The 25,872-nt window shown below is 61.4% G+C and carries 20 protein-coding genes; 12 read left to right on the top strand and 8 right to left on the bottom strand.

From position 1 onward, the window contains the following. Positions 1 to 48: 48 nt before the first annotated feature. The 4 genes from mgrA to epsC all read right to left on the bottom strand — a co-directional run bounded on the left by mgrA (position 49) and on the right by epsC (position 6,013). Positions 49 to 1,086, bottom strand: coding sequence for an L-glyceraldehyde 3-phosphate reductase (gene mgrA, locus PSH96_RS01280; protein ID WP_065930849.1), 1,038 nt, complete (start codon positions 1,084 to 1,086; stop codon positions 49 to 51). 108 nt (positions 1,087 to 1,194) lie between these two features. Further along, a complete protein-coding gene (locus tag PSH96_RS01275; protein ID WP_305459960.1) occupies positions 1,195 to 2,523 on the bottom strand; it encodes an OprD family outer membrane porin in 1,329 nt (442 codons plus the stop codon). Between the two features lie 178 nt (positions 2,524 to 2,701). Then, positions 2,702 to 4,663 (bottom strand): choline transporter BetT, encoded by a 1,962-nt coding sequence (gene betT / locus PSH96_RS01270; protein WP_163005536.1) that lies wholly within the window; start codon positions 4,661 to 4,663, stop codon positions 2,702 to 2,704. 423 nt (positions 4,664 to 5,086) lie between these two features. Further along, positions 5,087 to 6,013 (bottom strand): serine O-acetyltransferase EpsC, encoded by a 927-nt coding sequence (gene epsC, locus PSH96_RS01265; protein WP_305457036.1) that lies wholly within the window; start codon positions 6,011 to 6,013, stop codon positions 5,087 to 5,089. A 166-nt stretch (positions 6,014 to 6,179) separates the two neighbouring features. Here epsC and PSH96_RS01260 point away from each other — a divergent pair, with 166 nt between their 5' ends. The 12 genes from PSH96_RS01260 (at position 6,180) to PSH96_RS01205 (ending at position 18,230) form a co-directional block, all read left to right on the top strand. Next, on the top strand, positions 6,180 to 7,175 hold the full coding sequence (locus tag PSH96_RS01260) for a D-cysteine desulfhydrase (protein ID WP_305457035.1): 996 nt from the start codon (positions 6,180 to 6,182) through the stop codon (positions 7,173 to 7,175). A 309-nt stretch (positions 7,176 to 7,484) separates the two neighbouring features. Then, the gene (tcyJ, locus tag PSH96_RS01255; protein WP_305457034.1) at positions 7,485 to 8,279 is read left to right on the top strand and encodes a cystine ABC transporter substrate-binding protein; all 795 of its coding nucleotides are present in this window, start codon (positions 7,485 to 7,487) and stop codon (positions 8,277 to 8,279) included. After that, a complete protein-coding gene (gene tcyL / locus PSH96_RS01250; protein ID WP_017135731.1) occupies positions 8,279 to 8,944 on the top strand; it encodes a cystine ABC transporter permease in 666 nt (221 codons plus the stop codon). Before tcyJ ends, tcyL begins: the two co-directional genes overlap by 1 nt. Positions 8,945 to 8,946: 2 nt before the next feature. Further along, complete coding sequence (tcyN, locus tag PSH96_RS01245; protein ID WP_056858176.1) at positions 8,947 to 9,693, top strand: L-cystine ABC transporter ATP-binding protein TcyN; 747 nt, start codon at positions 8,947 to 8,949, stop codon at positions 9,691 to 9,693. 374 nt (positions 9,694 to 10,067) lie between these two features. Beyond that, complete coding sequence (locus PSH96_RS01240) at positions 10,068 to 10,853, top strand: hypothetical protein (protein ID WP_065930856.1); 786 nt, start codon at positions 10,068 to 10,070, stop codon at positions 10,851 to 10,853. 187 nt (positions 10,854 to 11,040) lie between these two features. Further along, entirely contained in the window at positions 11,041 to 12,282 is a 1,242-nt protein-coding gene (locus PSH96_RS01235) for an SfnB family sulfur acquisition oxidoreductase (protein ID WP_305457033.1), read from the top strand. 24 nt (positions 12,283 to 12,306) lie between these two features. Then, a complete protein-coding gene (locus PSH96_RS01230; protein ID WP_305457032.1) occupies positions 12,307 to 13,500 on the top strand; it encodes an SfnB family sulfur acquisition oxidoreductase in 1,194 nt (397 codons plus the stop codon). Then, on the top strand, positions 13,501 to 14,853 hold the full coding sequence (locus tag PSH96_RS01225; protein WP_305457031.1) for an LLM class flavin-dependent oxidoreductase: 1,353 nt from the start codon (positions 13,501 to 13,503) through the stop codon (positions 14,851 to 14,853). It begins immediately after the preceding gene. A 141-nt stretch (positions 14,854 to 14,994) separates the two neighbouring features. Further along, a complete protein-coding gene (locus tag PSH96_RS01220) occupies positions 14,995 to 15,810 on the top strand; it encodes a MetQ/NlpA family ABC transporter substrate-binding protein (protein ID WP_058422597.1) in 816 nt (271 codons plus the stop codon). Continuing rightward, the gene (locus PSH96_RS01215; protein WP_305457030.1) at positions 15,807 to 16,919 is read left to right on the top strand and encodes a methionine ABC transporter ATP-binding protein; all 1,113 of its coding nucleotides are present in this window, start codon (positions 15,807 to 15,809) and stop codon (positions 16,917 to 16,919) included. The genes PSH96_RS01220 and PSH96_RS01215 overlap by 4 nt, the downstream gene beginning before the upstream one ends. After that, positions 16,909 to 17,553, top strand: coding sequence for a methionine ABC transporter permease (locus PSH96_RS01210; RefSeq protein WP_056858169.1), 645 nt, complete (start codon positions 16,909 to 16,911; stop codon positions 17,551 to 17,553). Before PSH96_RS01215 ends, PSH96_RS01210 begins: the two co-directional genes overlap by 11 nt. A 50-nt stretch (positions 17,554 to 17,603) precedes the next feature. Next, positions 17,604 to 18,230, top strand: a complete 627-nt coding sequence (locus PSH96_RS01205) for a bifunctional 2-polyprenyl-6-hydroxyphenol methylase/3-demethylubiquinol 3-O-methyltransferase UbiG (protein WP_305457029.1) — start codon at positions 17,604 to 17,606, stop codon at positions 18,228 to 18,230. A 112-nt stretch (positions 18,231 to 18,342) separates the two neighbouring features. Here PSH96_RS01205 and PSH96_RS01200 read toward each other — a convergent pair whose 3' ends face one another. The 4 genes from PSH96_RS01200 to PSH96_RS01185 form a co-directional block, all read right to left on the bottom strand. Beyond that, a complete protein-coding gene (locus tag PSH96_RS01200; protein ID WP_305457028.1) occupies positions 18,343 to 20,526 on the bottom strand; it encodes a glycoside hydrolase in 2,184 nt (727 codons plus the stop codon). 115 nt (positions 20,527 to 20,641) lie between these two features. Next, positions 20,642 to 23,695, bottom strand: a complete 3,054-nt coding sequence (locus PSH96_RS01195) for an efflux RND transporter permease subunit (RefSeq protein WP_305457027.1) — start codon at positions 23,693 to 23,695, stop codon at positions 20,642 to 20,644. Then, positions 23,692 to 24,762, bottom strand: coding sequence for an efflux RND transporter periplasmic adaptor subunit (locus PSH96_RS01190; protein ID WP_058422592.1), 1,071 nt, complete (start codon positions 24,760 to 24,762; stop codon positions 23,692 to 23,694). The genes PSH96_RS01195 and PSH96_RS01190 overlap by 4 nt, the downstream gene beginning before the upstream one ends. Beyond that, positions 24,759 to 25,841 carry an efflux RND transporter periplasmic adaptor subunit gene (locus tag PSH96_RS01185; protein ID WP_305457026.1) on the bottom strand — a complete coding sequence of 361 codons (1,083 nt, stop codon included), beginning with the start codon at positions 25,839 to 25,841 and terminating at the stop codon, positions 24,759 to 24,761. Before PSH96_RS01185 ends, PSH96_RS01190 begins: the two co-directional genes overlap by 4 nt. Positions 25,842 to 25,872 lie beyond the last annotated feature (31 nt).

Here is a 25,872-nt window from a genome sequence, read left to right as displayed (position 1 = left end):
ATGAATTTGCCACACTGAAGATCAAATGTGGGACCGGGTTGTGCCAGCTTATTCAGCAGTGGACGGTTTTTCCCACAGGTTAATCCCGCCTTCCTGCGCAAACCGGTCGATCTCGGCCAGTTCTTCCGCACTGAAGTTCAGGTTCTTCAGCGCGCCGACGTTTTCAATGATCTGCTCCGGCCGGCTCGCACCAATCAAGGCACTGGTCACCCGTGGGTCACGCAGGGTCCAGGCCAGGGCCAGTTGGGCCAGGCTCTGGCCGCGGCGCTTGGCGATTTCATTCAACCCACGCACATGGGCAATGTTGGCTTCGGACAAGTGCTTGGCCTGCAGCGAACCACCGCCAGGGCGGTTGACGCGCGCATCGGCCGGCACGCCGTTGAGGTACTTGTCAGTGAGCAAACCCTGGGCCAGCGGCGTGAAGGCAATCACACCGGCACCCAGCTCATCGGTGGTGTCCAGCAGGTCTTTTTCAATCCAGCGGTTGAGCAAGTTGTAGGCGGGCTGGTGAATCAACAGCGGCACTTTCCACTCTTGCAGCAGAGCGGCCATTTCGCGAGTTTTTACCCCGGAATAAGACGAGATACCGATGTACAACGCCTTGCCCTGTTGCACGGCAGTGGCGAGTGCGCTGGCGGTTTCTTCCAACGGGGTGTCGGCGTCAAAACGGTGGGAGTAGAAAATATCCACGTAGTCAACGCCCAGGCGTTGCAGGCTCTGGTCCAGGCTTGCCAGAACGTATTTGCGCGAACCGCCACCCTGGCCGTATGGGCCGGGCCACATGTCCCAGCCGGCTTTGCTGGAGATGATCAGTTCGTCGCGGTAGTGCTTGAAGTCTTCACGCAGCAAACGGCCGAAGTTGATCTCGGCGCTGCCATACGGTGGGCCGTAGTTGTTGGCCAGGTCGAAGTGGTTGATCCCCAGGTCGAATGCGGTGCGCAGCAAGGCGCGCTGGGTGTCGATCGGGGTGCTGTCGCCAAAGTTGTGCCACAGCCCCAGGGACAGTGCCGGCAGCACCAACCCACTGCGGCCTACGCGGCGGTACGGGATAGATTCATAGCGGTTTTCGGCAGCAATGTAAGTCATCGAATCCTCTCTTGGACGTAGGCAAATAAGGCCTGGGAATAAGGTTATTCCCAGGCCTTTTAACCAGCTGAATCGCTTGAGCCTGCCCTTCCGTTCTACAGCAATTTCCTACCAGAGTGGAACGACATAGCTGACATAAAAGCGATTTTCATCTTGGACGGTGGCACCGGTAATGTCCGGGCTGGCGTGGGCATTTTTCCAGGTCACGCCCAGGCCCTTGAGGGTGCCGGTCGGTACTTGGTAAGCCACGGCAACGTTGCGCTCCCACTCGCTGGTGGTGCCTTGCACGGTGCGGATGTCATCACCGTGGGCGTAGGCAGCAGAGAATGTCAGGCCGGTGAGGCCCAGCTTACCGAAGTCGTACTTGTACTGCGCAAGCCAAGTGCGCTCACCGGCGTGTTGAAATTTATTCAACTGCATGTTGGTGAGCGCCGGGGTGTCGGCGCCTGAACCAGGGCCTTGGCGGTTGTCGCCGCTGTTGAGGCCGGAATCGAGGTACGGGAAGTCGCTGTCGCCGCTGTTTTTCTGAATGCCCAGGCCGACGGTGTGGCCGTCCAGGCTGTAGCTCTCGAGCAGGCTGGCGGTGGTCTGGTTGATGCGGCCTTTGCTGGTGCCGTCACCATAAAGACCGGCGCCGGCAAAGTCGTTGTCGCCATCGGCGTTGGCGCCCACACCGAGGCTGCGGAACACGCGCACGTCGGTGTCGATGGCGCCCACGCTCAACGCGTCATGACGCTTGGCGCCGAGGAAGAACTGCTGGTAGTAGTCCTCAAGGTTGGAATACCACAGGCTCACGGTGGTGTTCTGAATGCCGGTGTAATCCGCCCCGCCGAACAGGAAGCGATCGCTCTCTTTGGTGCCGCCGGCGGTGATCATGCCTTGGTCGCCGGTTTCGTTGCGGATTTTGGTCTTGAAGATATCACCGCCGGTGAAGGTGAAGTCGCTGAGGTCTTTGGAGACCAGTTGCACGCCGGTGTTGGTCTGCTGGTACAGGCGGCCGTCGGTGTTGGCCAGCACCGGGTTGTTGCCGAACAAGGTGCCGACGCGCAGCTCATCCTTGGCGAAGCGCATTTTGAACGTTGGGCTGAGCACGCCGAACTGGTCGGCGGACTTGCCGTTATCCAGCGGGAACATACTGCCGGGGTAACGGCCCTGGTGATCCTTGTCATTGAGGTCGCCGCCAGAATCGAGTTTCAGGCCGTAAAACGCCTGCAAATCCAGGCCAAAACCTACCGGGCCTTCGGTGTAGCCGGACTTGAAGTTGAACTCGAAACCCTGGCCCCAATCCCGCACGCTGTGGGCCTTGGCGTTGCGGCCTACCACGTCACGACCTTGCTGGTTGAGATAGCGGTTGAGCAGGGTCACGTCGGCGTGGCTGTCGTCGATAAAATCGGCATGGGCGGACAGCATAAAGCTCGCCATGGCGGCACCCACCATGGGGCTTATTAACGTCTTCATTGTTACCGGTCTCCGTCACTGTTCTGAAATGAAAGCGTCAAACGCTTCACACAATTACGCAGTGGCCAGATGACAGTTCGGAGTCAAAACACTTGGTTCACGAATGAAATTAAGTTTAAGAAAGCCCCGTAGAACGGGGCTTTGCGCAGGTTTAGGGTCAGCGCACCAGGTGCAGGAACTGCAGGTGGCGCTCGTACTGGTCGAGGATGTCGTTGATGATCTGCTCCTTGGTGTAGCCGACCAGGTCGTAGTCCTGGCTGCCCTCACTCAAGTGCACTTCCGCGCGGTAATAGCGGCGGTTGTTGATCTCTTTGGAGCCCATGCCACCCCGGGCAAACGACGGCGTGAAGTAGCCGCGCATCTGCACCTGGTAAACGAATGGATGCTCCTCGCCATGCCCGATTTCGAGGCTGACGCTGTCGTTGGACGGGTCCGGCTGAGTCACCACATTCAGGCCTTTCTCGACAAACACCGCCGTCACTTCTTCAATCGCCGGGCGCACCGTCGCTTCGAGGAAGCGGTACACCTCATCCCGTGAAGGGAAGTGCACAGCCTGGCTCAAACGCTGACGCCAACCGCCTCGGCCTTTGCGCGCCGCCGACACCGGTGCCAGCGAATGCAGCTGGGCAATCTGTTTCTGCGATTCGAGGTAGAAGGCCTTGTGCAGCCCCCACATCATCAGCAGCAAAATCAGCGAGAACGGCAACGAAGTCAGCACCACCGCCGACTTGAGCGAGTCGATACTGCCGGCAAACAGCAGGGCACTGGTGACCAGCGCCGTCATCGCGCCCCAGAACACCCGCAGCCATTTCGGCCCGTCTTCATCAGCGTTACCGCCTTTGGACGAAAGCGTCGACAGCACTACGGTGCCGGAATCCGCCGAGGTGACGAAGAACACGAAGCTGATAAACACCGTGACCGCGATCACCGTCTTGCTCCACGGGTAGGTTTCCAGCAGCAGGTAGAGGCTCATCGACGGGTCATCGATAGCCGACTGGCCCAGCGCGGTCATGCCGTGATTGAGCACCTGATCGATGGCGCTGTTGCCGAAAATCGACATCCACGCCAGGGTGAAACCCAGCGGAATCAACAGCACACCGAACACGAACTCGCGGATGGTACGGCCACGGGAAATACGCGCGATAAACAGGCCCACAAACGGCGACCATGCGATCCACCAAGCCCAGTAGAACACCGTCCAACCGCCCAGCCAGTCGCTGGGTTTGTCGTAGGCGTACACATCGAAGCTCTTGGTCGGCAAGGCGCCGAGGTAGTCACCGATGTTCTGGATCAAGGTGTTGAGCAAGTGCTGGGTGGGGCCTGCGAATAACACGAACAGCAGCAGCGCACAGGCCAGCAGCATGTTGATGTCGGACATCACTCGCACGCCCTTGTCGACACCGGCCACGGCCACGAGGATCGCGGCGCCCATCATCAGGGTGATCAGGCCGACCTGAATCCACTGCGTATGCGCGATGCCAAACAGGTAGTCGAGACCGGAGTTGAGGTGCAACACACCAAACCCCATGTCGGCGCCCAGCCCGAACACCGTGGCAATGATGCCGAAGCCGTCCACCGCATAACCGATGGGGCCGTTGATGCGTTTGCCGATCAGCGGGTACAGCGCCGAGCGCAGCGCCAGCGGCAGGTTATGCCGGTAGGCGAAGTACGCCAGGGCCATGCCCACAAAGGCAAACACGCCCCAGCCATGCAGACCCCAGTGCAGAAACAGGATCTGCATGGCCTGGCGTGCCGCGTCGGCATTCATCGGCGCGCCCTGAGGCGGCTGCACCAGGTGTGTCAACGGCTCGGAGACGCAGAAGAAAAACAGCGTGATGCTGATCCCGGCGGCGAACAGCATGCCGGCCCAGGACAGGTAACTGAATTCGGGCTCGTCGTGGTCGGCACCGAGTTTTATCTTGCCGTAGCCCGATAACGCGGTGACCACCACGAAGACCAGATACAGCGTCATCGCGAGCATGTAGTACCAGCCGACCGTGTTGGCCGCCCAGTTTTGCGCCGCCAGCAGCCAGGCACCGGCCTGTTGCGGGATAGCGATGACAGTGATGCCAAACAGCAGAATGAAGGTTGCGGCAAAGTAGAAAACCGGCGCATTCATGCGCACCAGGCCGCTGGATGGGGTGGACGATGCACTCATGAACGATGCACCCCGAAGGTGTGTGATGTGGCTGTAAATAACGGACTCAGCAAAGGTAAGCCTCCTGTTGTGAGCGGGCAGCGAACCACCGGGTTTAACTTGAACGAGCATTCAAGTTAAACATAGGTAGGCGGTTTGGGACTAATCGCAGGGCTGAGTGGTAGACAATTCCTACACTAGCTCAAGGATTGGTATGACGGGCGCGAGAGGTAAATCGTTCAGCGATTACGGGTCTAATTTGAAATGCGGTTAAACCTGTGGGAGCTGGCTTGCCTGCGATAGCGGTGGGTCAGCCACCCATTTGTTGGCTGGCTAACCGCTATCGCAGCGATGCGGCGACCCGACAAGCCAGCTCCCACAGTTGATCGGTGTTTGGCTCAAATACTATTTCTGCGCGCCGTCGTCGTGCTGCAAATTCGCCTGCGTAATATTCGCCCCCGCCGGCACGCTGCGGGTCAGCCACACATTGCCGCCGATGGTCGAGCCCTTGCCGATGGTGATGCGCCCCAGGATCGTCGCCCCGGCGTAGATCACCACATCGTCCTCAACAATCGGATGGCGCGGATGGCCTTTCTGCAACTGCCCGTCCTCATCCGCCGGGAAGCGCTTGGCGCCCAACGTCACGGCCTGGTAGATGCGCACGCGCTCGCCGATGATCGCGGTTTCGCCGATCACCACACCGGTCCCGTGGTCGATGAAGAAACTCGGGCCGATCTGCGCGCCGGGGTGGATGTCGATGCCGGTGGCCGAGTGGGCAATCTCCGCGCTGATTCGCGCCAGCAACGGCAGCCCGGCGCGGTACAGATGGTGAGCCAGGCGGTGGTGAATCACCGCCAGAATCCCCGGATAGCACAGCAGCACTTCATCCACACTGCGCGCGGCCGGGTCGCCGTGGTAGGCGGCGAGCACGTCGGTGTCCAACAGGCTGCGCAGTGAGGGCAAGGCCAGGGCGAAGTCCTGGATCAGGCGGATGGCCAACGCATCGACCTCGCTGTCATCCTTGGCGCCCTGGCGCGCGGCGTAGCGCAGCTCCAGGCGAGCCTGGGCAAGCAAGGCATTCAGGGCGACGTCGAGGGTATGCCCGACGTAAAAATCTTCACTTTCTTCACGCAGGTCCACCGGCCCCAGGCGCATCGGGAACAGCGCGCCGCACAAAGATTCAAGAATCTGCGCCACCGCCTCGCGGGACGGCAACTCACGGCCACCGTGTTCGCCACTCAGGCGACCATTGCGCGTGCGCCACTGGTCCCGGGCGCTGCGCAGCTGGCTGACGATGGTCTGTAATTGCCAATGACTGGAACGCTCACTCACGGTATTCACTCCTGACGATGTGGCCATCACTTTACGGTATGCACCCTGGCCGCCCTTAAGAACCAATGGTGTGATGCTAAGAACTTTCCGGCATAAGCGATTGGCGGTTGCCCGATGAAAAGTGCCTGCCTATAGTCGCCCCATCACTTAGCCACTGTACGTCGCCATGATCAAACAACCGCTCGACCGTTTTAACCGCCTGGAACTGCTGGGCGGCGCCACCGCCCTGGAAAAACTCGAGCGGCTGTCGGCCTGGCTGGGCAGGGACATTTACGTCAAGCGCGATGACACCACGCCGCTGGCCATGGGCGGCAACAAACTGCGCAAACTTGAATACCTGGCCGCCGATGCCCTTGCGCAAGGTGCCGACACCCTGGTGACCGCCGGCGCCATCCAGTCCAACCACGTGCGCCAGACCGCCGCGCTGGCCGCCAAGCTCGGCCTGGGCTGCGTGGCGCTGCTGGAAAACCCCACCGGCACCGAAGACCCCAACTATCTGGGCAATGGCAACCGCTTGCTGCTGGAGTTGTTCGACGCCACAGTCGAATTGGTCGAGAACCTCGATAACGTCGACGACCAACTCAACGCCCTCGCCGACCGCCTGCGCAGTAACGGCAAGAAGCCCTACCTCGTCCCTATCGGCGGCTCCAATGCCTTGGGCGCCCTGGGCTACGTGCGCGCCGGGCTGGAGCTGGCCGGGCAGATCGAAGACAGCGGCATTGAGTTCGCCGCCGTGGTACTGGCCTCGGGCAGCGCCGGCACCCATAGCGGCCTCGCGCTGGCGTTGAGTGAAGTGCTGCCGAATCTGCCGGTGGTGGGCATTACCGTGTCGCGCACCGAAGAAGCCCAGTTCCCGAAGGTACAAGGCTTGGCCGAACGCACCGCCGAGTTGCTGGGCGTGGACATTCCCGAAGCCTTCAAAGTGATCCTGTGGGACGAATATTTCGGCCCGCGCTACGGCGAACCGAACGCCGGCACCCTGGCAGCGGTCAAGCTATTAGCCAGCCAGGAAGGTTTGCTGCTGGACCCGGTCTACACCGGCAAGGCCATGGCGGGTTTGCTCGATGGCATCGGCCGTCAGCGGTTTGAGGACGGCCCGATCATTTTCCTGCACACCGGCGGAGCGCCGGCGTTGTTTGCCTACGACTCGGTGCTTAACTGATTAAACACCGATCAAACTGTGGGAGCTGGCTTGTCGAACCGTCGCACCGCTGCGATAGCGGTGTATCAGCCAACACATTTGTAGCTGACGGACCGCTATCGCAGCGGTGCGACGGTTCGACAAGCCAGCTCCCACATTGGACCGGCCGCATATACCATAAAGAAATATCAAATTAATTTTATATTATTTTCAAGTCTTAAAAACTGGCTTTATAGTCGCGCCGCAGGCGAAGACGCGCACCGCGCTTTAAGGCAGGATACGACTACTGCGTCACCTGCTTCGCTCAACATAAAAACACAGGGGCTCTTCATGACTATTTCTGTATTGCGTCGCACGTTGCTGGTTGGCACTTTGGGGTTGGCACTCGGGGCTGGTCTGATGGGCCAAGCCATCGCGGGCGAGCAGCTGGACAACATCAAGAAAGCTGGCGAAATCAAGATCGGCCTGGAAGGCACCTACCCGCCGTTCAGCTTTGTCGATGAAAGCGGCAAGCTCAGCGGCTTTGAAGTCGAGCTGTCCGAAGCGCTGGCCAAAGAGCTGGGCGTCAAGGTCAAGCTGCAGGCCACGCCGTGGGACGGCATCCTCGCCGCCCTGGAATCCAAGCGCCTGGACGCGGTGGTCAACCAAGTGACCATCTCCGAGGAGCGCAAGAAGAAGTATGACTTCTCCAAGCCTTACACCGTCTCCGGTATCCAGGCGCTGGTGCTGAAGAAAAACGTCGACAGCATCAAGACCGCCAACGACCTGGCCGGCAAGAAAGTCGGTGTGGGCCTGGGCACCAACTACGAACAATGGCTCAAGGACAACCAACCCAAAGCCATCATCAAGACCTATAACGATGACCCGACCAAGTTCCAGGACCTGCGCATCGGCCGTATCGACGCCATCCTGATCGACCGCTTGGCCGCTCTGGAATACGCCAAGAAAGCTCCGGACACCGCCGCTGCCGGTGATGCCTTCTCCCGTCAGGAAGCCGGTATTGCCCTGCGCAAAGGCGAGCCAGAACTGCTCGACGCGGTGAACAAGGCCCTCGACAAGCTGCGCGCCGATGGCACCTTGAAAAAGCTGTCCGAGAAGTACTTCAACGCTGACGTCACTGAATAATGGAAGCAGGTTTCCAACTCGCGCTGGACTCCGCGCCCTTTCTGCTCAAGGGCGCGTACTACACGGTGATTCTTAGCCTCGGCGGGATGTTTTTTGGCTTGCTGCTGGGCTTCGGCCTGGCCTTGATGCGCTTGTCGCGCTTCAAGCTCCTGAGCTGGACCGCCCGGGTCTACGTGTCGTTCTTTCGCGGCACGCCCTTGCTGGTACAGCTGTTTTTGATCTACTACGGCTTGCCGCAAGTGGGCATCGAGCTGGATCCGATCCCGGCGGCCATGATCGGCTTTTCGCTGAACATGGCCGCTTACGCCTGTGAAATCCTGCGCGCCGCGATCAGCTCCATCGAGCGCGGCCAATGGGAAGCTGCCGCCAGCATCGGCATGACACGCGCGCAGACCCTGCGCCGGGCCATCTTGCCGCAGGCCATGCGCACGGCCTTGCCGCCGCTGGGCAACAGCTTTATTTCGCTGGTCAAGGACACGGCGCTGGCCGCCACCATCCAGGTGCCGGAGTTGTTCCGTCAGGCACAGCTAGTATCGGCCCGCACCTTCGAAATCTTCACCATGTACCTGTCCGCCGCCCTGATCTACTGGATCCTGGCAAGCATCCTGGCGCATTTTCAAAATCGCCTGGAAGACCGGGTCAACCGGCATGACCTGGAGTCCTGAGCATGATCGTGGTTGAAAAACTGACCAAACAATTCAAAGGTCAGGTGGTACTCAACGGCATCGACCTGGAGGTCAAGGAAGGCGAAGTGGTCGCCATCATTGGCCCCAGCGGCTCCGGCAAGACCACCTTGCTGCGCTGCCTGAACTTCCTCGAAGAGCCCACCAGTGGCCGCATCAAGGTCGGTGATATCGAGATCGACAGCAGCAAACCGCTCAACCAGCAACAAGGCCTGGTGCGGCGCTTACGCCAGCACGTGGGTTTTGTGTTCCAGAACTTCAACCTGTTCCCGCACCGCACCGCGCTGGAAAACGTCATCGAAGGCCCGATCGTGGTCAAGAAGATGCCGCGCGAGGCGGCGACCGCGCTGGGTCGCAAGCTCTTGGCCAGGGTCGGCCTGGCAGGCAAGGAAGACGCGTACCCGCGGCGCTTGTCCGGCGGCCAGCAACAGCGCGTGGCGATTGCGCGTGCCTTGGCCATGGAGCCGGAGGTGATTCTGTTTGACGAACCCACCTCGGCGCTCGACCCGGAGCTGGTCGGCGAAGTGCTGGCGACCATCCGCAGCCTGGCCGAAGAAAACCGCACCATGGTTATCGTCACCCACGAAATGAGCTTTGCCCGCGATGTTGCCAACCGGGTGATCTTCTTCGACAAAGGCGTGATCGTCGAGCAAGGCGAAGCCAAGGCGCTGTTTGCCAACCCCAAGGAAGAGCGGACCAAGCAGTTTTTGAGCAAGTTTTTAGCCCACTGACTGGCTTGCGGTGTGGCGAGGGAGCTTGCTCCCGCTGGGCTGCGCAGCGGCCCCAAAATCCTGGGAGCCTTCGCACTCCAGCGGGAGCAAGCTCCCTCGCCACAGTCCTACGCAAAACCGTCGCAACTATGGGTAAAACACCCCGCCAAACCCGCCTTAAAATCCCCCCCCGCGTCAGCCTTTTCTGAATCTGCTCCAACTCGCCGTTTAGCCTTTTGCCGCCATTGACGCCCGCTGGCCAACCCTCTTATCTAGCGCACAGAGGATTGGATCCTATCCCGGCTACTCACTAAATCGTTCCTTTCGGCACCTTACGCGCAAACGCGCCACGGGCGCCGGAACGATTGCTGCTGGCTGCATCAAGGAGATTACTTATGACGCGCACCGCACCCCAGGCCACGTTCACCGCCCCAACCCTGCCCCAGGCGAATCGACACGGCATCAACGCCCTCGCCGCGACCCAATTGCAGGTGGATATCGCGCCTTACCCTGGCATGGACGAGGGCGACCTGATCGAACTGTTCTGGAACAACTGCTTTGCCGACTCGCGTCGGATTACCGCGTGCAAGGTCGGCACGCTGACCCGCCTGCGTGTACCCGAAAGTTTTATTCAGGATGGCACCGCACGGGTTCACTACCAGGTCATGCAAGTCGGCCACGGCCCGGCACGTTCAGACCTCACTCAGGTGCCCGTGAAGACCTGCTATCCGGGTGGCCACCCCTGCGCACTGCTGGACGATGAAAACCAGAACCTCGCCCCCGTGGGTCTGCCCGAGACCATCCGCCGCTACGGTGTCAACGGCAGCCAGGTGCGGCGCGGCATCCCGCTGACCATCCAGCCTTACCTGAACATGGCCACAGGCGATGCCATCACCCTGCGCTGGGGCGACGTGCGCCTGGACCTGCCGAGAATCCAGGCCAAAGGCGTCGGCCTGCCGGTGCAAGTGTGGGTGCCTTCCACAGTGATTATCGAAGCGGGCGACGACAGCCGCCTGGACGTGACGTACTGCATTCTCGATCGGGTCGGCAATAATTCGCGCTGGGCACCGGTACGCACCTTGAACATCGCCACCTGCGCGCCACAGCCGCCAGCCCGCCCCGTCAGGGCCGCGACGACCTATCAACCGCGCCAGCCCGGCTCGCCCTGCGAGCCTGGGTGACAGCCCTTCTATGCATATTCCAATAAGTTAGTTTATTTAAAAAATTAACACGCTTAGGGTATATGCACCGGACCACCGGACATCTCTGATTTTTCTGTTTTTATTTCATTGAATGCGAGGTCGGTATGGTCAGAATTACCCCGGTGCATAACGCCAGGGCATTACGTGCAGCCAAGGAGCGGCGCTGATGTCTAACTTGGCTCTAACACCCCCCCAGAGTGATCTGGACGTAGCCCCCCTGCTGTTGCCGGCCACGGTGCTGCGCAGTGACGCCCAGGCGTTGAGCGCGGCCCATGAGCTGGCTCAGGCCGCGCGCCTGCAAGCGGCCAAACGCGACCAGCAGCGCAAGCTGCCCTGGGCGCAGCTTGAACAGTTCACCCGCAGCGGGCTGGGCAGTATTTCCATTCCCCGTGAATACGGCGGCCCCCAGGTGTCATTCGTGACCCTGGCCGAAGTGTTCGCGATCATCAGCGCTGCGGACCCGGCCCTCGGGCAAATCCCGCAGAACCATTTCGGTATTCTGCACCTGCTGCAAAGCACCGCCACCGAGCGCCAGAAAAAACAGCTGTTCCAAAGCGTGCTCGACGGCTGGCGCATCGGCAATGGCGGCCCCGAACGCGGCACCAAAAACACCCTGGAACTCAAGGCGCGCCTCACTGCCAAGGATGACGGCTATGTGATCAGCGGCCAGAAGTTCTACTCCACCGGCGCCTTGTTCGCCCATTGGGTCGCGGTAAAAGCACTGAACGATGACGGCAAGCAAGTCATGGCGTTTGTGCGCCGTGGCACGCCAGGGCTGCGTATCGTTGACGATTGGTCGGGATTTGGCCAACGCACCACCGCCAGCGGCACGGTATTGCTCGATCAGGTGCCGGTGGACGCAGAGTTGGTCGTCGACAACTGGCGCCTCGGCGAAAGCCCGAATATCCAGGGCGCCGTCTCGCAACTGATCCAGGCCGCCATCGATGCCGGCATCGCCCGTGGGGCGCTGGATGACACCATCGCCTTCGTTCGCGAACGTTCGCGCCCGTGGATCGACGCCAAGGTCGAACGCGCCAGCGATGACCTGTACGTGATCGCCGATATCGGCAAACTGAAAATCGAACTGCACGCCGCCGAAGCCCTGCTGCGCAAGGCCGGCAAGCTGCTGGACGAGGTCAGCGCCGCACCGATCACCGCGCACTCGGCCGCCCGCGCCTCGATCGCCGTGGCCGAGGCCAAGGTGCTGACCACCGAAGTGTCGTTGCTGGTCAGCGAAAAACTCTTCGAACTGGCCGGCAGCCGCGCCACCCTCGCCGAATTCAACCTCGACCGCCACTGGCGCAACGCCCGCGTGCACACCCTGCACGACCCGGTGCGCTGGAAGTATCACGCCATCGGCGCGTATCGACTAAACGGCACTTTGCCTGCTCGACATTCCTGGATCTGACCGACCAGACATCTGGAGAAACCCATGACTTTTTCCCCTAACGTCGCGGTCATCACCAGCGACGAACAAGCCCTTATTGTCGCCAGCGACCTGGCCGAAGACTTTGCCCGCGACAGCGCCCAGCGTGACCGCGAACGCCGTCTGCCGCTGCCCGAACTGGACGTGTTTTCGCGCTCCGGCCTGTGGGGCATCAGCGTGCCCAAGGAGTATGGCGGCGCCGGTGTGTCCAACGTCACCCTGGCCAAGGTCATCGCCCTGATCGCTCAGGCCGACGCCTCCCTGGGCCAGATCCCGCAAAACCATTTTTATGCGCTGGAAGTGCTGCGTGTGAATGGCAGCCCGGCCCAGCAAAAACGCCTGTACGCCGAAGTACTCGCCGGGCAACGTTTCGGCAACGCCTTGGCGGAACTCGGCACCAAAACCGCCCACGACCGCGTCACCTCCATCAGCCGCGACGGCGATGGTTTTCGCATCACCGGGCGCAAGTTTTATTCCACCGGCGCGATTTACGCCCAACGCATCCCCACTTCGGTGGTGGATGAACACGGCGTGCAGCAACTGGCGTTTGTGCCCCGCGACAGCGAGGGCTTGAGCGTGATCGACGACTGGAGTGGTTTCGGCCAGCGCACCACTGGCAGCGGTTCGGTGGTGTTCGAAAACGTCTGGGTGGCCGCCCAGGACGTGATCCCGTTCCAGAGCGCCTTCGAGCGCCCGACCACTGTCGGCCCGCTGGCGCAGATCCTTCACGCCGCCATCGACACCGGCATCGCCCGCGCCGCCTTTGAAGATGCGCTGCACTTTGTGCGCACCAAGACTCGCCCATGGATCGACGCCGGTAACGACAAGGCCAGCGAAGACCCACTGACGCTCAAAAGCTTCGGCCACTTGAGCATCCGCCTGCACGCGGCCGAGGCCTTGCTGGAGCGCTCGGGTGAATACCTCGACCGCGCCCAGGCCGACAGCAATGCCGAGACCGTCGCAGCAGCCTCCATTGCTGTCGCTGAAGTGCGCGCATTGAGTACTGAGATCTCCCTGGCCGCCGGCAGCACCTTGTTCGAGTTGGCCGGCAGCCAGGCCACTCTGGCCGAGCATGGCCTCGACCGTCACTGGCGCAACGCCCGCGTGCACACCCTGCACGACCCGGTGCGCTGGAAGTACCACGCGGTGGGCAATTACTACCTCAACGATGAAAACCCACCCCTGCGGGGGACCCTCTGAATGGCCAAGAAAAAAATCCTGCTCAATGCCTTCAACATGAACTGCATCGGGCATATCAACCACGGCCTGTGGACCCACCCACGGGACACCTCGACGCACTACAAGACCGTCGAATACTGGACCGACTTGGCGCAAACCCTGGAGCGCGGGCTGTTCGACGGTTTGTTCATCGCGGATATCGTCGGCGTGTACGACGTGTACCAGAACGCTATCGACGTGCCGCTCAAAGAGTCGATCCAACTGCCGGTCAATGACCCGTTGCTGCTGGTCTCGGCCATGGCCGCCGTGACCAAAAACCTCGGTTTCGGCCTCACCGCCAACCTCACCTACGAGCCGCCGTACCTGTTCGCCCGGCGCATGTCCACGCTCGACCACCTGAGCCGTGGCCGGGTCGGCTGGAACATCGTCACCGGCTACCTCGACAGCGCGGCCAAGGCCATGGGCCTGACCGAGCAGGTCGAGCATGACCGGCGCTATGACCAGGCCGATGAGTACCTGCAGGTGCTGTACAAACTCTGGGAAGGCAGCTGGGAAGACGACGCGGTGCTCAACGACCCCACGCAACGGGTCTACGCGCAGCCGGGCAAGGTGCACAAGGTCGAGCATCACGGCGAGTTCTATCAGGTCGAGGGTTATCACCTGTGCGAACCCTCGCCACAGCGCACGCCAGTATTGTTCCAGGCCGGCAGTTCGGACCGTGGCCTGCTGTTTGCCGGGCGCCATGCCGAGTGCGTATTTATCAGCGGCCAGAACAAGGCCGCAACCAAAGCCCAGGTGGACAAGGTGCGCGCCAGTGCCGTCGAGGCCGGGCGCAACCCGGAAGACATCAAGGTGTTCATGGGGCTTAACGTGATCGTTGGCGCCACCGAAGCGCTGGCCTGGGCCAAGCACGCCGAGTACTTGAGCTACGCCAGCCCGGAGGCCGGCGTGGCGCATTTTTCGGCGTCCACGGCGATTGATTTCTCTCAATACGAGATCGACGAACCGATCCAGTACGTGAAGAGCAACGCGATTCAGTCGGCCACCAAGAACCTGCAGAACAACGACTGGACCCGGCGCAAATTGCTCGAACAGCACGCCTTGGGTGGCCGCTATATCACCGTGGTCGGCTCGCCCGAGCAGGTGGCTGATGAGCTGGAATCCTGGATCAGCGAGACGGGCCTGGATGGCTTCAATTTGACGCGGATTGTGACGCCGGAAAGCTATGTCGACTTTATCGACCTGGTGGTGCCGCAGTTGCAGAAGCGTGGGTCGTACAAGACCGCTTATGAGCAGGGAACACTGCGCGAAAAGGTCTTTCACGCCGGCGCTCGTCTACCCGAACAACACACCGGCTCCACCTACCGACACTAATGAAAACTGTGGGAGCTGGCTTGCCTGCGATGGCGGTGGGTCAGCAAAAAATATGTGGCTGACCCACCGCTATCGCAGGCAAGCCAGCTCCCACAAGTGACCGCATTGTTCTTATCCATACCTTATGACTGGAAATCGACTATGAAAAAAACCCTGCTCTCCCACCCAGTCAAAGCACTGGCCCTGGCCTTCGGCTTGTTCAGCTCGGCCGTATTTGCCGCCGACGCACCGCTGAAAATCGGCACCACCGCCGCCTTCGCGATTCCTCTCGAAGCCGCCGTCGCTGAAGCCGGCAAGCAAGGCCTGAAAGTCGAGCTGGTGGAGTTCACCGACTGGATTGCGCCCAACGTCAGCCTGGCCGCCGGCGATATCGACGTGAACTACTTCCAGCACATTCCGTTCCTGGAAAACGCCAAGGCCGCCGCCGGTTTTGACCTGGTGCCATACGCGCCGGGCATCATCAACAACGTCGGGCTGTATTCCAAGAAGTACAAAACCATCAACGACCTGCCCCAAGGCGCCAGCGTGGCGATTGCCAACGACCCGATCAACAGCGGTCGCGGCCTGCAACTGCTGGCCAAGGCCGGGCTGATCAGCCTCAAGCCGGGCGTGGGCTACAAGGCCACCGAAGAAGACATCATCGCCAACCCGAAAAAGCTCAAGATCCTGCAAGTCGAGGCCGTGCAACTGGTGCGCGCCTATGACGACGCCGACTTGGTGCAGGGCTACCCGGCCTATATCCGCCTGTCCAAGACCTTCGATGCCGAGTCGGCGCTGCTGTTCGACGGCCTCGATCACCCGGAATACGTGATTCAGTTTGTGATCCAGCCCAAGAGCAAAACCGACCCACGGGTGATCAAGTTCGTCGACATCTACCAGCACTCGCCAGTGGTGCGTGCGGCGCTGGATAAATCCCTCGGCAAGCTCTACCAGGTCGGCTGGGAAGATAAAAAATGACCGCCGCCAACGCCCAACTGCGCGACCTGGGCACGCCGCCCAGGGCCGCCGAGCAGACAGAGCTGCACCCGGACCTGAACCGCGCCCATGTGCGTTTTATCAACCTGGGCAAAACCTATGACGGCGCCGTGCATGCCCTGCAAGGCATTGATCTGGCGATCCAGCACGGTGAAGTGTTCGGCATTATCGGCCGCAGCGGCGCCGGTAAATCCTCGCTGATCCGCACCATCAACCGCCTGGAGCAACCGAGCAGCGGGCGCGTGTTGATTGATCAGGTGGACATTGGTGAGTTCGACGAAGACCGCCTGGTGGCGCTGCGGCGGCGCATCGGCATGATCTTCCAGCACTTCAACCTGATGTCGGCCAAGACCGTGTGGCAGAACGTCGAACTGCCGCTGAAAGTCGCCGGTGTACCCAAGCCGCAGCGTGAGCAAAAGGTGCGGGAACTGTTGGAACTGGTCGGCCTGAAGGACAAGCACACAGCCTACCCGGCGCAACTCTCCGGCGGGCAGAAACAGCGCGTGGGCATCGCCCGTTCGCTGGTGCATGACCCGCAGATATTGTTGTGCGACGAGGCCACTTCGGCCCTCGACCCGGAAACCACCCAGTCGATCCTCGGTCTGTTGCGCGAGATCAACCAGCGCCTGGGCCTGACCATCGTGTTGATCACCCACGAGATGGCGGTGATTCGCGACATCTGCGACCGCGTGGTGGTGTTGGAACACGGGCGCATCGTCGAGCAAGGCCCGGTGTGGCAAGTGTTCGGCAACCCCCAGCATGAGGTCAGCAAAACGTTGCTGGCGCCGTTGCAACACAGGCTGCCGGACGAACTGCAAAGTCGCTTGCAGGCTGAACCTTCGTCGACGGCGGCGGTGGTGTTGCGGTTGCAGTTCACCGGCAGCGCCGCAGACGAACCGGACCTGGCCGCACTGTTCAGCGCCCTCGGCGGGCGCGTGCGCTTGCTGCAAGGCGGCGTGGAACGCATTCAGGGGCATGCCCTGGGGCAATTGTTGCTGGCCGTGAATGACTCGCCCCACAACGCCGAAGCGTTGCGCAACCGCGCCGGGCATTGGGCACAACAGGTGGAGGTGCTGGGCTATGTGGTTTGATCGTTTATTACAGGGCGCCATCGACACCTTGTTGATGGTCGGCGTGTCATCGCTGATTGCGTTGCTGGTGGGGATTCCGCTGGCGGTGTTCCTGGTCACCAGCGACAAGGGCGGCATCTACCAGGCTCCGGCGCTGAACCGCGTGCTGGGGGCATTCGTCAATTTGTTCCGCTCCATTCCGTTTTTGATCCTGATGGTGGCGCTGATCCCGTTCACGCGGCTGATCGTCGGCACCACCTACGGCGTGTGGGCCGCCGTTGTACCGCTGACCATCGCCGCCACGCCGTTCTTTGCGCGGATTGCCGAAGTGAGTTTGCGCGAGGTCGATCATGGCTTGATCGAGGCCGCACAGGCCATGGGCTGCCGCCGCTGGCACATTATCTGGCATGTGTTGCTTCCCGAGGCGCTGCCGGGGATTGTCGGCGGGTTTACGATTACCTTGGTGACCATGATCAACTCATCGGCCATGGCCGGGGCGATTGGTGCTGGCGGTTTGGGGGACATTGCGTATCGGTATGGGTATCAGCGGTTTGATACGCAGATCATGCTCACGGTGATTGTGCTGCTGGTGGTGTTGGTGGCGGTGATTCAGTTGGGTGGGGATCGGTTGGCGCGGGTGCTTAACAAGAGGTGAGGGAGAGGTGAGGTATAGTCGGGCAATCTCAGCGCCCGGTATTACCCGTCATGACCTTAAAGCCCGACGACCTCGACCAGATCACCACCACCACCCTCGGCCACTACAACAAAGTCGCCGAAGACTTTCGCGAAGGCACTCGCGACCACGATGTGAGCCAGAACATCGACGCCCTGCTTCGGCATATCCAGGGCACGCCACCGTTTACCGTGCTGGATTTCGGCTGTGGGCCGGGGCGGGATTTGCAGACGTTTACGCGCATGGGGCATATCGCCGTGGGGCTCGATGGCTCTGAGCGCTTTGCGCAAATGGCGCGTGAAGACAGTGGTTGTGAGGTGTTGCAGCAGGACTTCCTGAAGCTGGATTTACCCGCCGCGCGCTTTGATGGCGTGTTTGCCAATGCGGTGCTGTTTCATATTCCAAAACAGGAACTGCCACGGGTGCTCAAGCAGCTGCATGGGGCGCTGAAGCCAGGGGGTGTGTTGTTCAGTTCCAACCCTCGGGGTGAGAATCAGGAAGGCTGGAATGGGCCTCGGTACGGGGCTTATCACGATCTGGAGGCGTGGCGGGGTTTGCTGATGGCGGCGGGGTTTGTGGAGTTGGAGCATTACTACCGACCGGCCGGGTTACCGCGCGAGCAACAGCCTTGGTTGGCGAGTGTGTGGCGCAAGGCCTAGAGACTCGTTGTTTAATCTGACGCTATCGCAGGCAAGCCAGCTCCCACATTTTGATGTGTGAACACCTTCAACTGTGGGAGCTGGCTTGCCTGCGATGGCGATTTAACCGGCGCTACGGATTCACCTGATACACCACCGGTTTTTCACCCACCACCAACGCCGTCACGCTACGCCCCACATACCCCGCTTGCTCCCGCGCAGAAAAATTCACCACCAACCGCGTGCCATCGGCAAAGGTAGTCTGCTGCACCTGTTTGTCCGCCGTCAGCCACCGAAAATCGGTCAACGCCTGAGCTGCCAAACGCTGATGCAACGGCCTGAAAAACCGATCCTGACGCTGAATCATCGGCAGCCGCTGTTTAAGCGTCGCATCCGTAAGGTGATACAGCGGCGGCACGTTGTAGAGCAGTTGGGTCAGCTCGTTCTCGGCCCGCACATTGCTCAACTTCAGGTTGTCGAACAGCCAATGGTGGGTGGTGATCACCGAACCGTGGAACACCGCCTGGTACAGCGGCAGGCGCATGGTCGGGTCGAAGTACAGTGTGCGAAACGGCTCTTTTAACGGCACAGGCTTGAAGAACACTGCCGGCTGCTCCGGCGGGTACCAGTTGCCGACGTAATAGGGCGATTGCTTGTCCTGGGTCATCTGCCGATCGCCCCAGCCGATCACCGGTGTCTGCATGCCGTGGGCGAACAGAGTGCCTTGGGCGGTGCTGGCATTGCCATCTTCGGAACCCGCCGGCAGTTTGAGTACCGTGTTGATCCAACGGGAGGCGTCGATATTGCCTTCGGCGTTCTGCGCCTGAGTCATGGGCGCACTGTCACGGTAGCTGTCGAACACCATGCCGGTGGCGTAGGCATCCAGGAACCAGGCGTTAAAACCGGCCCTGGCCTGCACCGCCTTCACCCGTGCTTCCAGCAAAGGCCGTATACAGCGCGGGTCGATGTAGTGGCCCGATTGCTGGAAGCCGGTTTTCAGCTTGCCGTCCTTGAGCACAATTGCGCAGTCGCGGTAGGCCTTGGCGCCCAGGTGCGCGGTGGTCCAGTCCGGGTTTTCGCTGGCGGACAAGGCAGTTTCATAGGAGTCGTAGGGCGCCATCAGGTAACCGGCTTCGACACCGGCGCGAATCGCTTCGGGATGCCACAGGCCGCCTTCCCAGCCTTCGCCCAGGGTCACCAACAGGCGCGGCAGCCCGGCATCGCGCAGGGATTGAATCGTCTGGTTGCCCCAGGTCTCGGGGGTATCGGTCAAGGCCCCGGCAAAGTCCTTGGCCAGCTCGCTGCGCAGCTCACCATAGCGGGCGGCGAGTCGGGTCATGTCCGGGTCTTCGACTTGCCAAGCCTGCCGCGCTTGCTGATTGATCGCCGCATTCAGGCCCCGCAGCAAAACGCCTTGCTCATAACGGTTCAAAGCCTTGGCCTGCGCCAGAACCTGAGTCGCCTGTTTGTCCATCAACCCCTTGAGTGCATGACCGCGCAAGCGTTTGACCAGCAGCGGCCAATCACGCACATCAGCGGGGGCCAGCAGGCTGTTGCCCCACAGGTAGACATGGCTGGCGCCCAGCAGTTTTTTGGCTTCGGGGGTTTGTTGCAGCTTGTCCGCCAGCGGCTCGTAGCGGCCCTGCTCTACCAGCCATTGGCGATAGCGCTTGGCACCGGCCAATGGGTCGGCGTCGCCCAGGTGCAAGCGCAAGGTCATCGGCGCCGTGGGATCAAGACGGGTAAATTCGTGGGCCACCGAGAGTGCCAGGCCCTGGTCGTCGGCCTGCCATTTCAACTGATTGTTGTAGGGGTTGGTCAGCAACCAGTTCAACGTGAAGCGGCCGTGATCCATGCCCCATAACGGCAGGCTGAGGTCCTGAGTGGTATTGAGTTCGCCCTGCTCCAGCAAAAACGCTTTCCACACGGCGTTACCGGACGGTATGTAATGCCCTTCGGCCAAGGGCCAGATCAACCCCTTGCCCATGGCCGCAGCGGGTTGACGCAGCAGCGGCAATTCACCCGGCTCGCGGGCGCTGAGGGTCAGGGACAGGTCGCGCTGCTCAAGGCGGGCCGTCAGGCGATAAGCGCCGTTGTCCCACTGCCAGGCAGCCTGCTCGGTACCCGCTTGCATATCACTGACAGCATGGGCAGCCACACCGCTGGACGCCTGCACCGAGGTCTCGCCTGCGGGCGTAACGCGCAGCGCCAGCGTGGCGGGGTCGAGTTCGACACGCCACAGGGCGTTTTCCAACACGGTGCCGGCTAATGCCAGTGGAGATAACAACAGGCTGACAACCAGCAAAAAATGACGCATGGCACGGGCCTTCCAGACAAGATCAGGCCCGGAGGGTAATGCACATAACCCTCAGAAAGTGTTCGAAAACTGTTTCAAAGAACCTTCCCACATCCTTTCAGGAAGGCTCCGATGGTCAGGCCTGTTCTTTTTTCGGCTCGCGAATCTTGTACCAAGCCACATACAACGCCGGCAAAAACAGCAGCGTCAGCAAGGTCGCAATGATGATCCCGCCAATCATCGCGTAGGCCATCGGCCCCCAGAACACTTCCCGCGCAATCGGGATCATGCCCAGGCTGGCCGCCGCTGCAGTGAGCAGGATCGGTCGGCGCCGGTGCTCGGTGGCCTCCACCACCGCGTCCCAGGGTGTGTAACCGGCCACTTCATATTCGTGGATCTGCGTCACCAGAATCACCGAGTTGCGGATGATGATGCCGATCAGCGCCAGAATGCCGAGGATCGCCACAAAGCCCATGGGCGTGCCAGTGGGAATCAGCGCCAGCACCACGCCGATAAGGCCCAGCGGCGCGACACTGGCCACCAGGAACATCTTCTGCACGCTGTGCAGCTGGATCATCAGGAAGGTCGCCATCAGGAACAGCATCAGCGGCACCACCTTGGCAATCGGGCCCTGGGCCTTGCCGCTTTCTTCGACGGTGCCGCCGGTGGCCACCTTGTAACCCACCGGCAAGCCGGCGCTGAATTTGTCGATGGTCGGCGCCAGCTGCTTCACCAGGTCCGTGGGCTGCATCTCGTCACGCACCGAGGCCTTGATGGTGATCGTCGGCTTGCGGTCGCGACGCCATACCAGCGGCTGCTCCAGCTCATAACGCACGGTGGCGAAGGCCAGCAGCGGAATCGAGGTGCCATTGGGTGTGACGATCTGCAGGTTCTGCAGGGTTTCCGGGGTGCCACGCTCGGCATCTTCGGCGCGGCCGACCACATTGATCAGGTAGATGTCGTCGTGTACCTGGGTCACCGATGCGCCGCTGACCACGCTGTTCATCAACTGCGCCACGTCTTCCGACGACAGCCCGAGTTGGCGCGCCTTGTCCTGGGCAATGTCCACGCGCAGCACTTTGCCGGGCTCGTTCCAGTCGTAGATGATCTCGCCCAGATGGGTGTTCTGGTCCAGCAAGGTCGCCAGTTCGATAGCGTGTTTGCGCACCTGATCGATATCCTTGCCCGACACGCGATACTGAATCGGCCGCCCCACCGGCGGGCCCATTTCCAGCGGCTGCACATAACTGCCGATGCCCACGAAGTCATCGCGCAGGCGCTTTTGCAGGCGCGCAATCAAGGCACCGCGCTCTTCCAGGCCTTTGCTCACGATGACCAGCTGCGCGTAGTAGGGGTTTTCCAGTTGCTGGTCGAGGGGCAGGTAGAAACGAATCGCGCCCTGGCCAATGTAGGTACTCCAACGCGCGATGTCCGGGTCGTCCTTGATGATCGCTTCAAGGCGGTCGACGGCCTTGCGCGTCTCATTGATCGAGGCGTTTTGTGGCAGGTTGAGGTCGACGAGGATTTCCGGGCGGTCCGAGGACGGGAAAAACTGGTTCTGCACAAACTGCATGGAGAACACCGAGGCCACAAACAGGCCCACGGTAATGCCGATGGCCCACCAGCGGTTGCGCATGGCCCAGAGCATGCCGCCATTGAAGGCACGGCCGATGCGCCCAGGTTCGGCGTCATGCGGTTTTACGTTGGCGCTGAGGATATGCACGCCGATCACCGGCGCAAACAGCACCGCCACCACCCACGACACCAGCATCGCCACGGCAATTACTGCGAACAGCGTAAAGGTGTACTCACCCGCCGAACTGGCGTTGAGGCCGATCGGCACAAAGCCGGCCACGGTCACCAGCGTGCCGGTGAGCATCGGGAAGGCGGTCGAGGTGTAGGCGTAGGTCGCCGCCTGCTCCTTGGTTTCGCCTTTCTCCAGGCGCGTGATCATCATCTCGACGGTGATCATCGCGTCGTCCACCAACAGGCCGAGGGCAATAATCAAGGCGCCCAACGACACCCGCTGCATGGTGATGCCGCTGTATTCCATGAACACAAACACCAGCGCCAGCACCAGTGGAATCGAGCACGCCACCACCAGGCCGGCACGCATGCCGAGGCTGATAAAGCTCACCACCAGCACGATGATCACCGCTTCAAACAAGGCGCTGGTAAAGCCGCCGACGGCTTCTTCCACCACTTCGGCCTGGTCGGAAACCTTATGCACGCCAACGCCTACCGGCAAGTCGGCGGTCAGTTCGTCCATGCGCGTGTGCAACGCCTTGCCGAACGACTGGATATTGCCGCCCTTCTGCATGGCAATGGCCAAGCCAATCGCCGGCTTGCCATTGAAGCGGAACATCGGCCGCGCCGGGTCGACGTAGCCACGGCTGATATCGGCAATGTCCGCCAGCCGATAGAAGCGGTCATTGAGCCGCAGGTTGACGTTGGCCAGGTCTTTTTCCGAGGCAAATTGCCCGGACGTGCGCACGGAAATCCGCTCTGGCCCGGCCTCGATCACCCCGGCGGGGGTTACGGCGTTCTGTGATTGCAGGCTTTGCACCACTTGGCGCTGATCGATGCCCAACGCGGCGAGTTTGCGTGTGGAGAAGTTCAGGTAAATCACTTCATCCTGCTGGCCGATCATCTCAACCTTGCCCAGCCCCGGCACCGAACGGATCTCGGCGCGCACCTGTTCTACGTAGTCGCGCAGTTGGCGCATCGACAGGCCATCGCCGGTAAACGCGTAGACCGAGCCGAACACATCACCGAACTCATCGTTGAACGACGGCCCCTGCAAACCCTGGGGGAAGGTGCCGCGAATATCGTCGATCTTCTTGCGCACCTGGTACCAGATATCCGGGATGGCCTTGGCGCTGGTGGTGTCCTTGAGGAATACGAATACCGTGGATTCACCCGGCCGCGTGTAGCTTTTCACGTAGTCGAGGGAGTCGAGTTCTTCGAGTTTTTTCTCGATGCGGTCGGTGACTTGCTTGAGGGTTTCTTCCTGGGTCGCGCCCGGCCAGCGGGTCTGGATCACCATGGTCTTGATGGTGAACGACGGGTCTTCCTCGCGGCCCAGGTTCATGTAGGAGAACACGCCCATCAGCAGCGCGACGAACATCAGGTACCAGACGAAGGACTGATGCTTGAGGGCCCAGTCGGATAAGTTGAAGCTCCCTTTCATCGCGGGCTGTCCTCGTCGATTTTGACTTTTTGCCCGGGTTTCAGGCTGTTCACACCAGCGGTGACGATGCGTTCGCCGGGTTTGACGCCGCCGTTGAGCAAGGCGCTGCTGGCATCACGGCTGATCACCGTGACGTCACGCGGCTGCACGGTCTGGCTCTGGGTATCAAGCAGCCAGATGCGGGTTTTACCGTCGGCTTCCTGCAAGGCTGTCAGCGGCACTTCGATACGCGGTGCAATGGCCGTGCTCAGGGTCACACTGATGGCGGTGCCGAGGCGGAACGCAGGTGGCGTCTCGGCCAGGGTCAGGCGCGCGCGGCGGGTGCGCGTGGCGCTTTGGGCCTGGGGTTCGATCTCGCGCACGATGGCGGTGGTATTAACGCTGGGGTCGAGCTGCCCGGCGACCAGGAACACCACGTCCGGCGGCAGGCGCTCGGCGAGCCCGGCGGGCAGGTCGATCACCGCTTCCTTGATGTCCGGACGCGCCAGGGTCACCACTTGCTGGCCGGCGCTGACCACTTGGCCGGCTTCGGCATTCCAGGCGGTGACGATACCGGCGTGGTCGGTGCGCAGTTCGGCGTAGTTGAGTTGGTCCTTGGCCTGGTTGACCGAGGCTTTGGCTTGATCAAGGGTCGCCTGGGTAGTTTTCAGGTCGGTCTGGGCCACATCCAGCTGGGCTTGGGCACCGACGCCGCGATTGAACAGTTCCTGCTGGCGCCGGGCGTTGGCCTGGGCATTGATGAACTGCGCCTGCACGCGGGCCAGGTCGCCTTGGGCGGCGCGCAACTGGTTTTGCTGGTCGGTGGGGTCAAGCACGGCGAGCAAGGCGCCCTTCTCCACTTCGGCGCCGACATCCACGGCGCGGCGAGCGATACGGCCGGGCACGCGGAAACCCAGGTTGCTTTCGTAGCGGGCCTGGATGGTGCCGGCGAAACGGCCGAGGTTTTCCTGATCTTCAGATTTCACTTCCATGGACAGCACCGGGCGTACGGGCTCGGGCGGCGCTTCCTCTTTGGAGCAGGCGACCAGCAACAGGCTGGCGGCAAGCAAAGCCGTCAGGCGCTTCATGGCTGGACTCCTTGCTGGGCGATCTCGACCAGCATGCCGGGGTGCAGCAACTGCCCGCCAGCCACCACGACTTTTTCGCCGCCTTTAAGGCCGTCGCCAATAATCACTTTGCCGGTCAGGTAGCGCGCTACCGTGACTTTGTGCAGTTGCGCCTTGCCGTCGCCGTCAATCAGCCACACGGCGGGTTCGTTGAGGTCTTTGGTCAGCGCCGACCACGGCAGCTCCACACTGGCCTTGGCCGGGCCATTGGCCGTGGCGCTGACCACTGAGCCCAGCTGCATGCCTTTGGGCAGCGATTGCAGGGCGATTTTCACTTGTACGGTGCCGGTGTTGGCCGCCACGGCAGGCGTGACTTCGCGAACTTTACCCACGGCCTTGATGCTCGGGTTATCCAGCAGGCTAACGGTGATCGGCGCATCGGGCGGCGGCTCCACCAGCAAGGATTCATAGACATTGAACACGGCATCGCGCTCGCCATCGGTGGCCAGGCTGAAAATCGGCACGGTGGCCTGCACCACCTGGCCGACTTCAGCCTGGCGCGCCGTGATCACGCCTGGGGCATCAGCGACCAGCGAGGTGTAGCCGAGTTGTTCGCGGGCATTGGCCAACTGCGCCTGGGCAGCGGCCAGGGCACTTTGGCTGCTGCGCAACGCGGCTTGAGCGGCGTCGTATTCGCTGCGGCTGGTGTAACCCTTGGGCAAGAGCTTTTCCTGGCGCACAAAGGCCGCTGCGGTCTGCTTGACCCGCGCCTGCTCGGCCACGACCTGGGCCTGGGCGGAATCGACGTTGGTCTGCAAATCCTTGGGGTCGAGCTTGGCCAGCACTTGCCTGGCGGTTACGCGGTCGCCCACGTCGACCATGCGCTGGATAATCTTGCCGCCCACGCGAAAGGACAAGTCGGTTTGCACGCGAGCCTGGATATCGCCGGTCAGGGTCACGGCGGCGGCAAAATCCGCGGGCTGCACGGTCTGCACAAACACCCGCGAATGCTCCTTGGGTTCGGCCTTTTCCTGGCCACAGCCGCTCAGCAGCGTCAGCAGGCCAAGTCCGAAAATACAGGTGTAAATACGACCGCCCATGCAGGCTCCTTTTGCGTGACGCGATGTGACA

It is taken from the genome of Pseudomonas sp. FP2338 (genome assembly GCF_030687515.1).
Taxonomy (GTDB): domain Bacteria; phylum Pseudomonadota; class Gammaproteobacteria; order Pseudomonadales; family Pseudomonadaceae; genus Aquipseudomonas; species Aquipseudomonas salomonii.
Note: the sequence above shows the minus strand (reverse complement) of the source record. Positions and strands in the feature narration are given on the sequence as shown.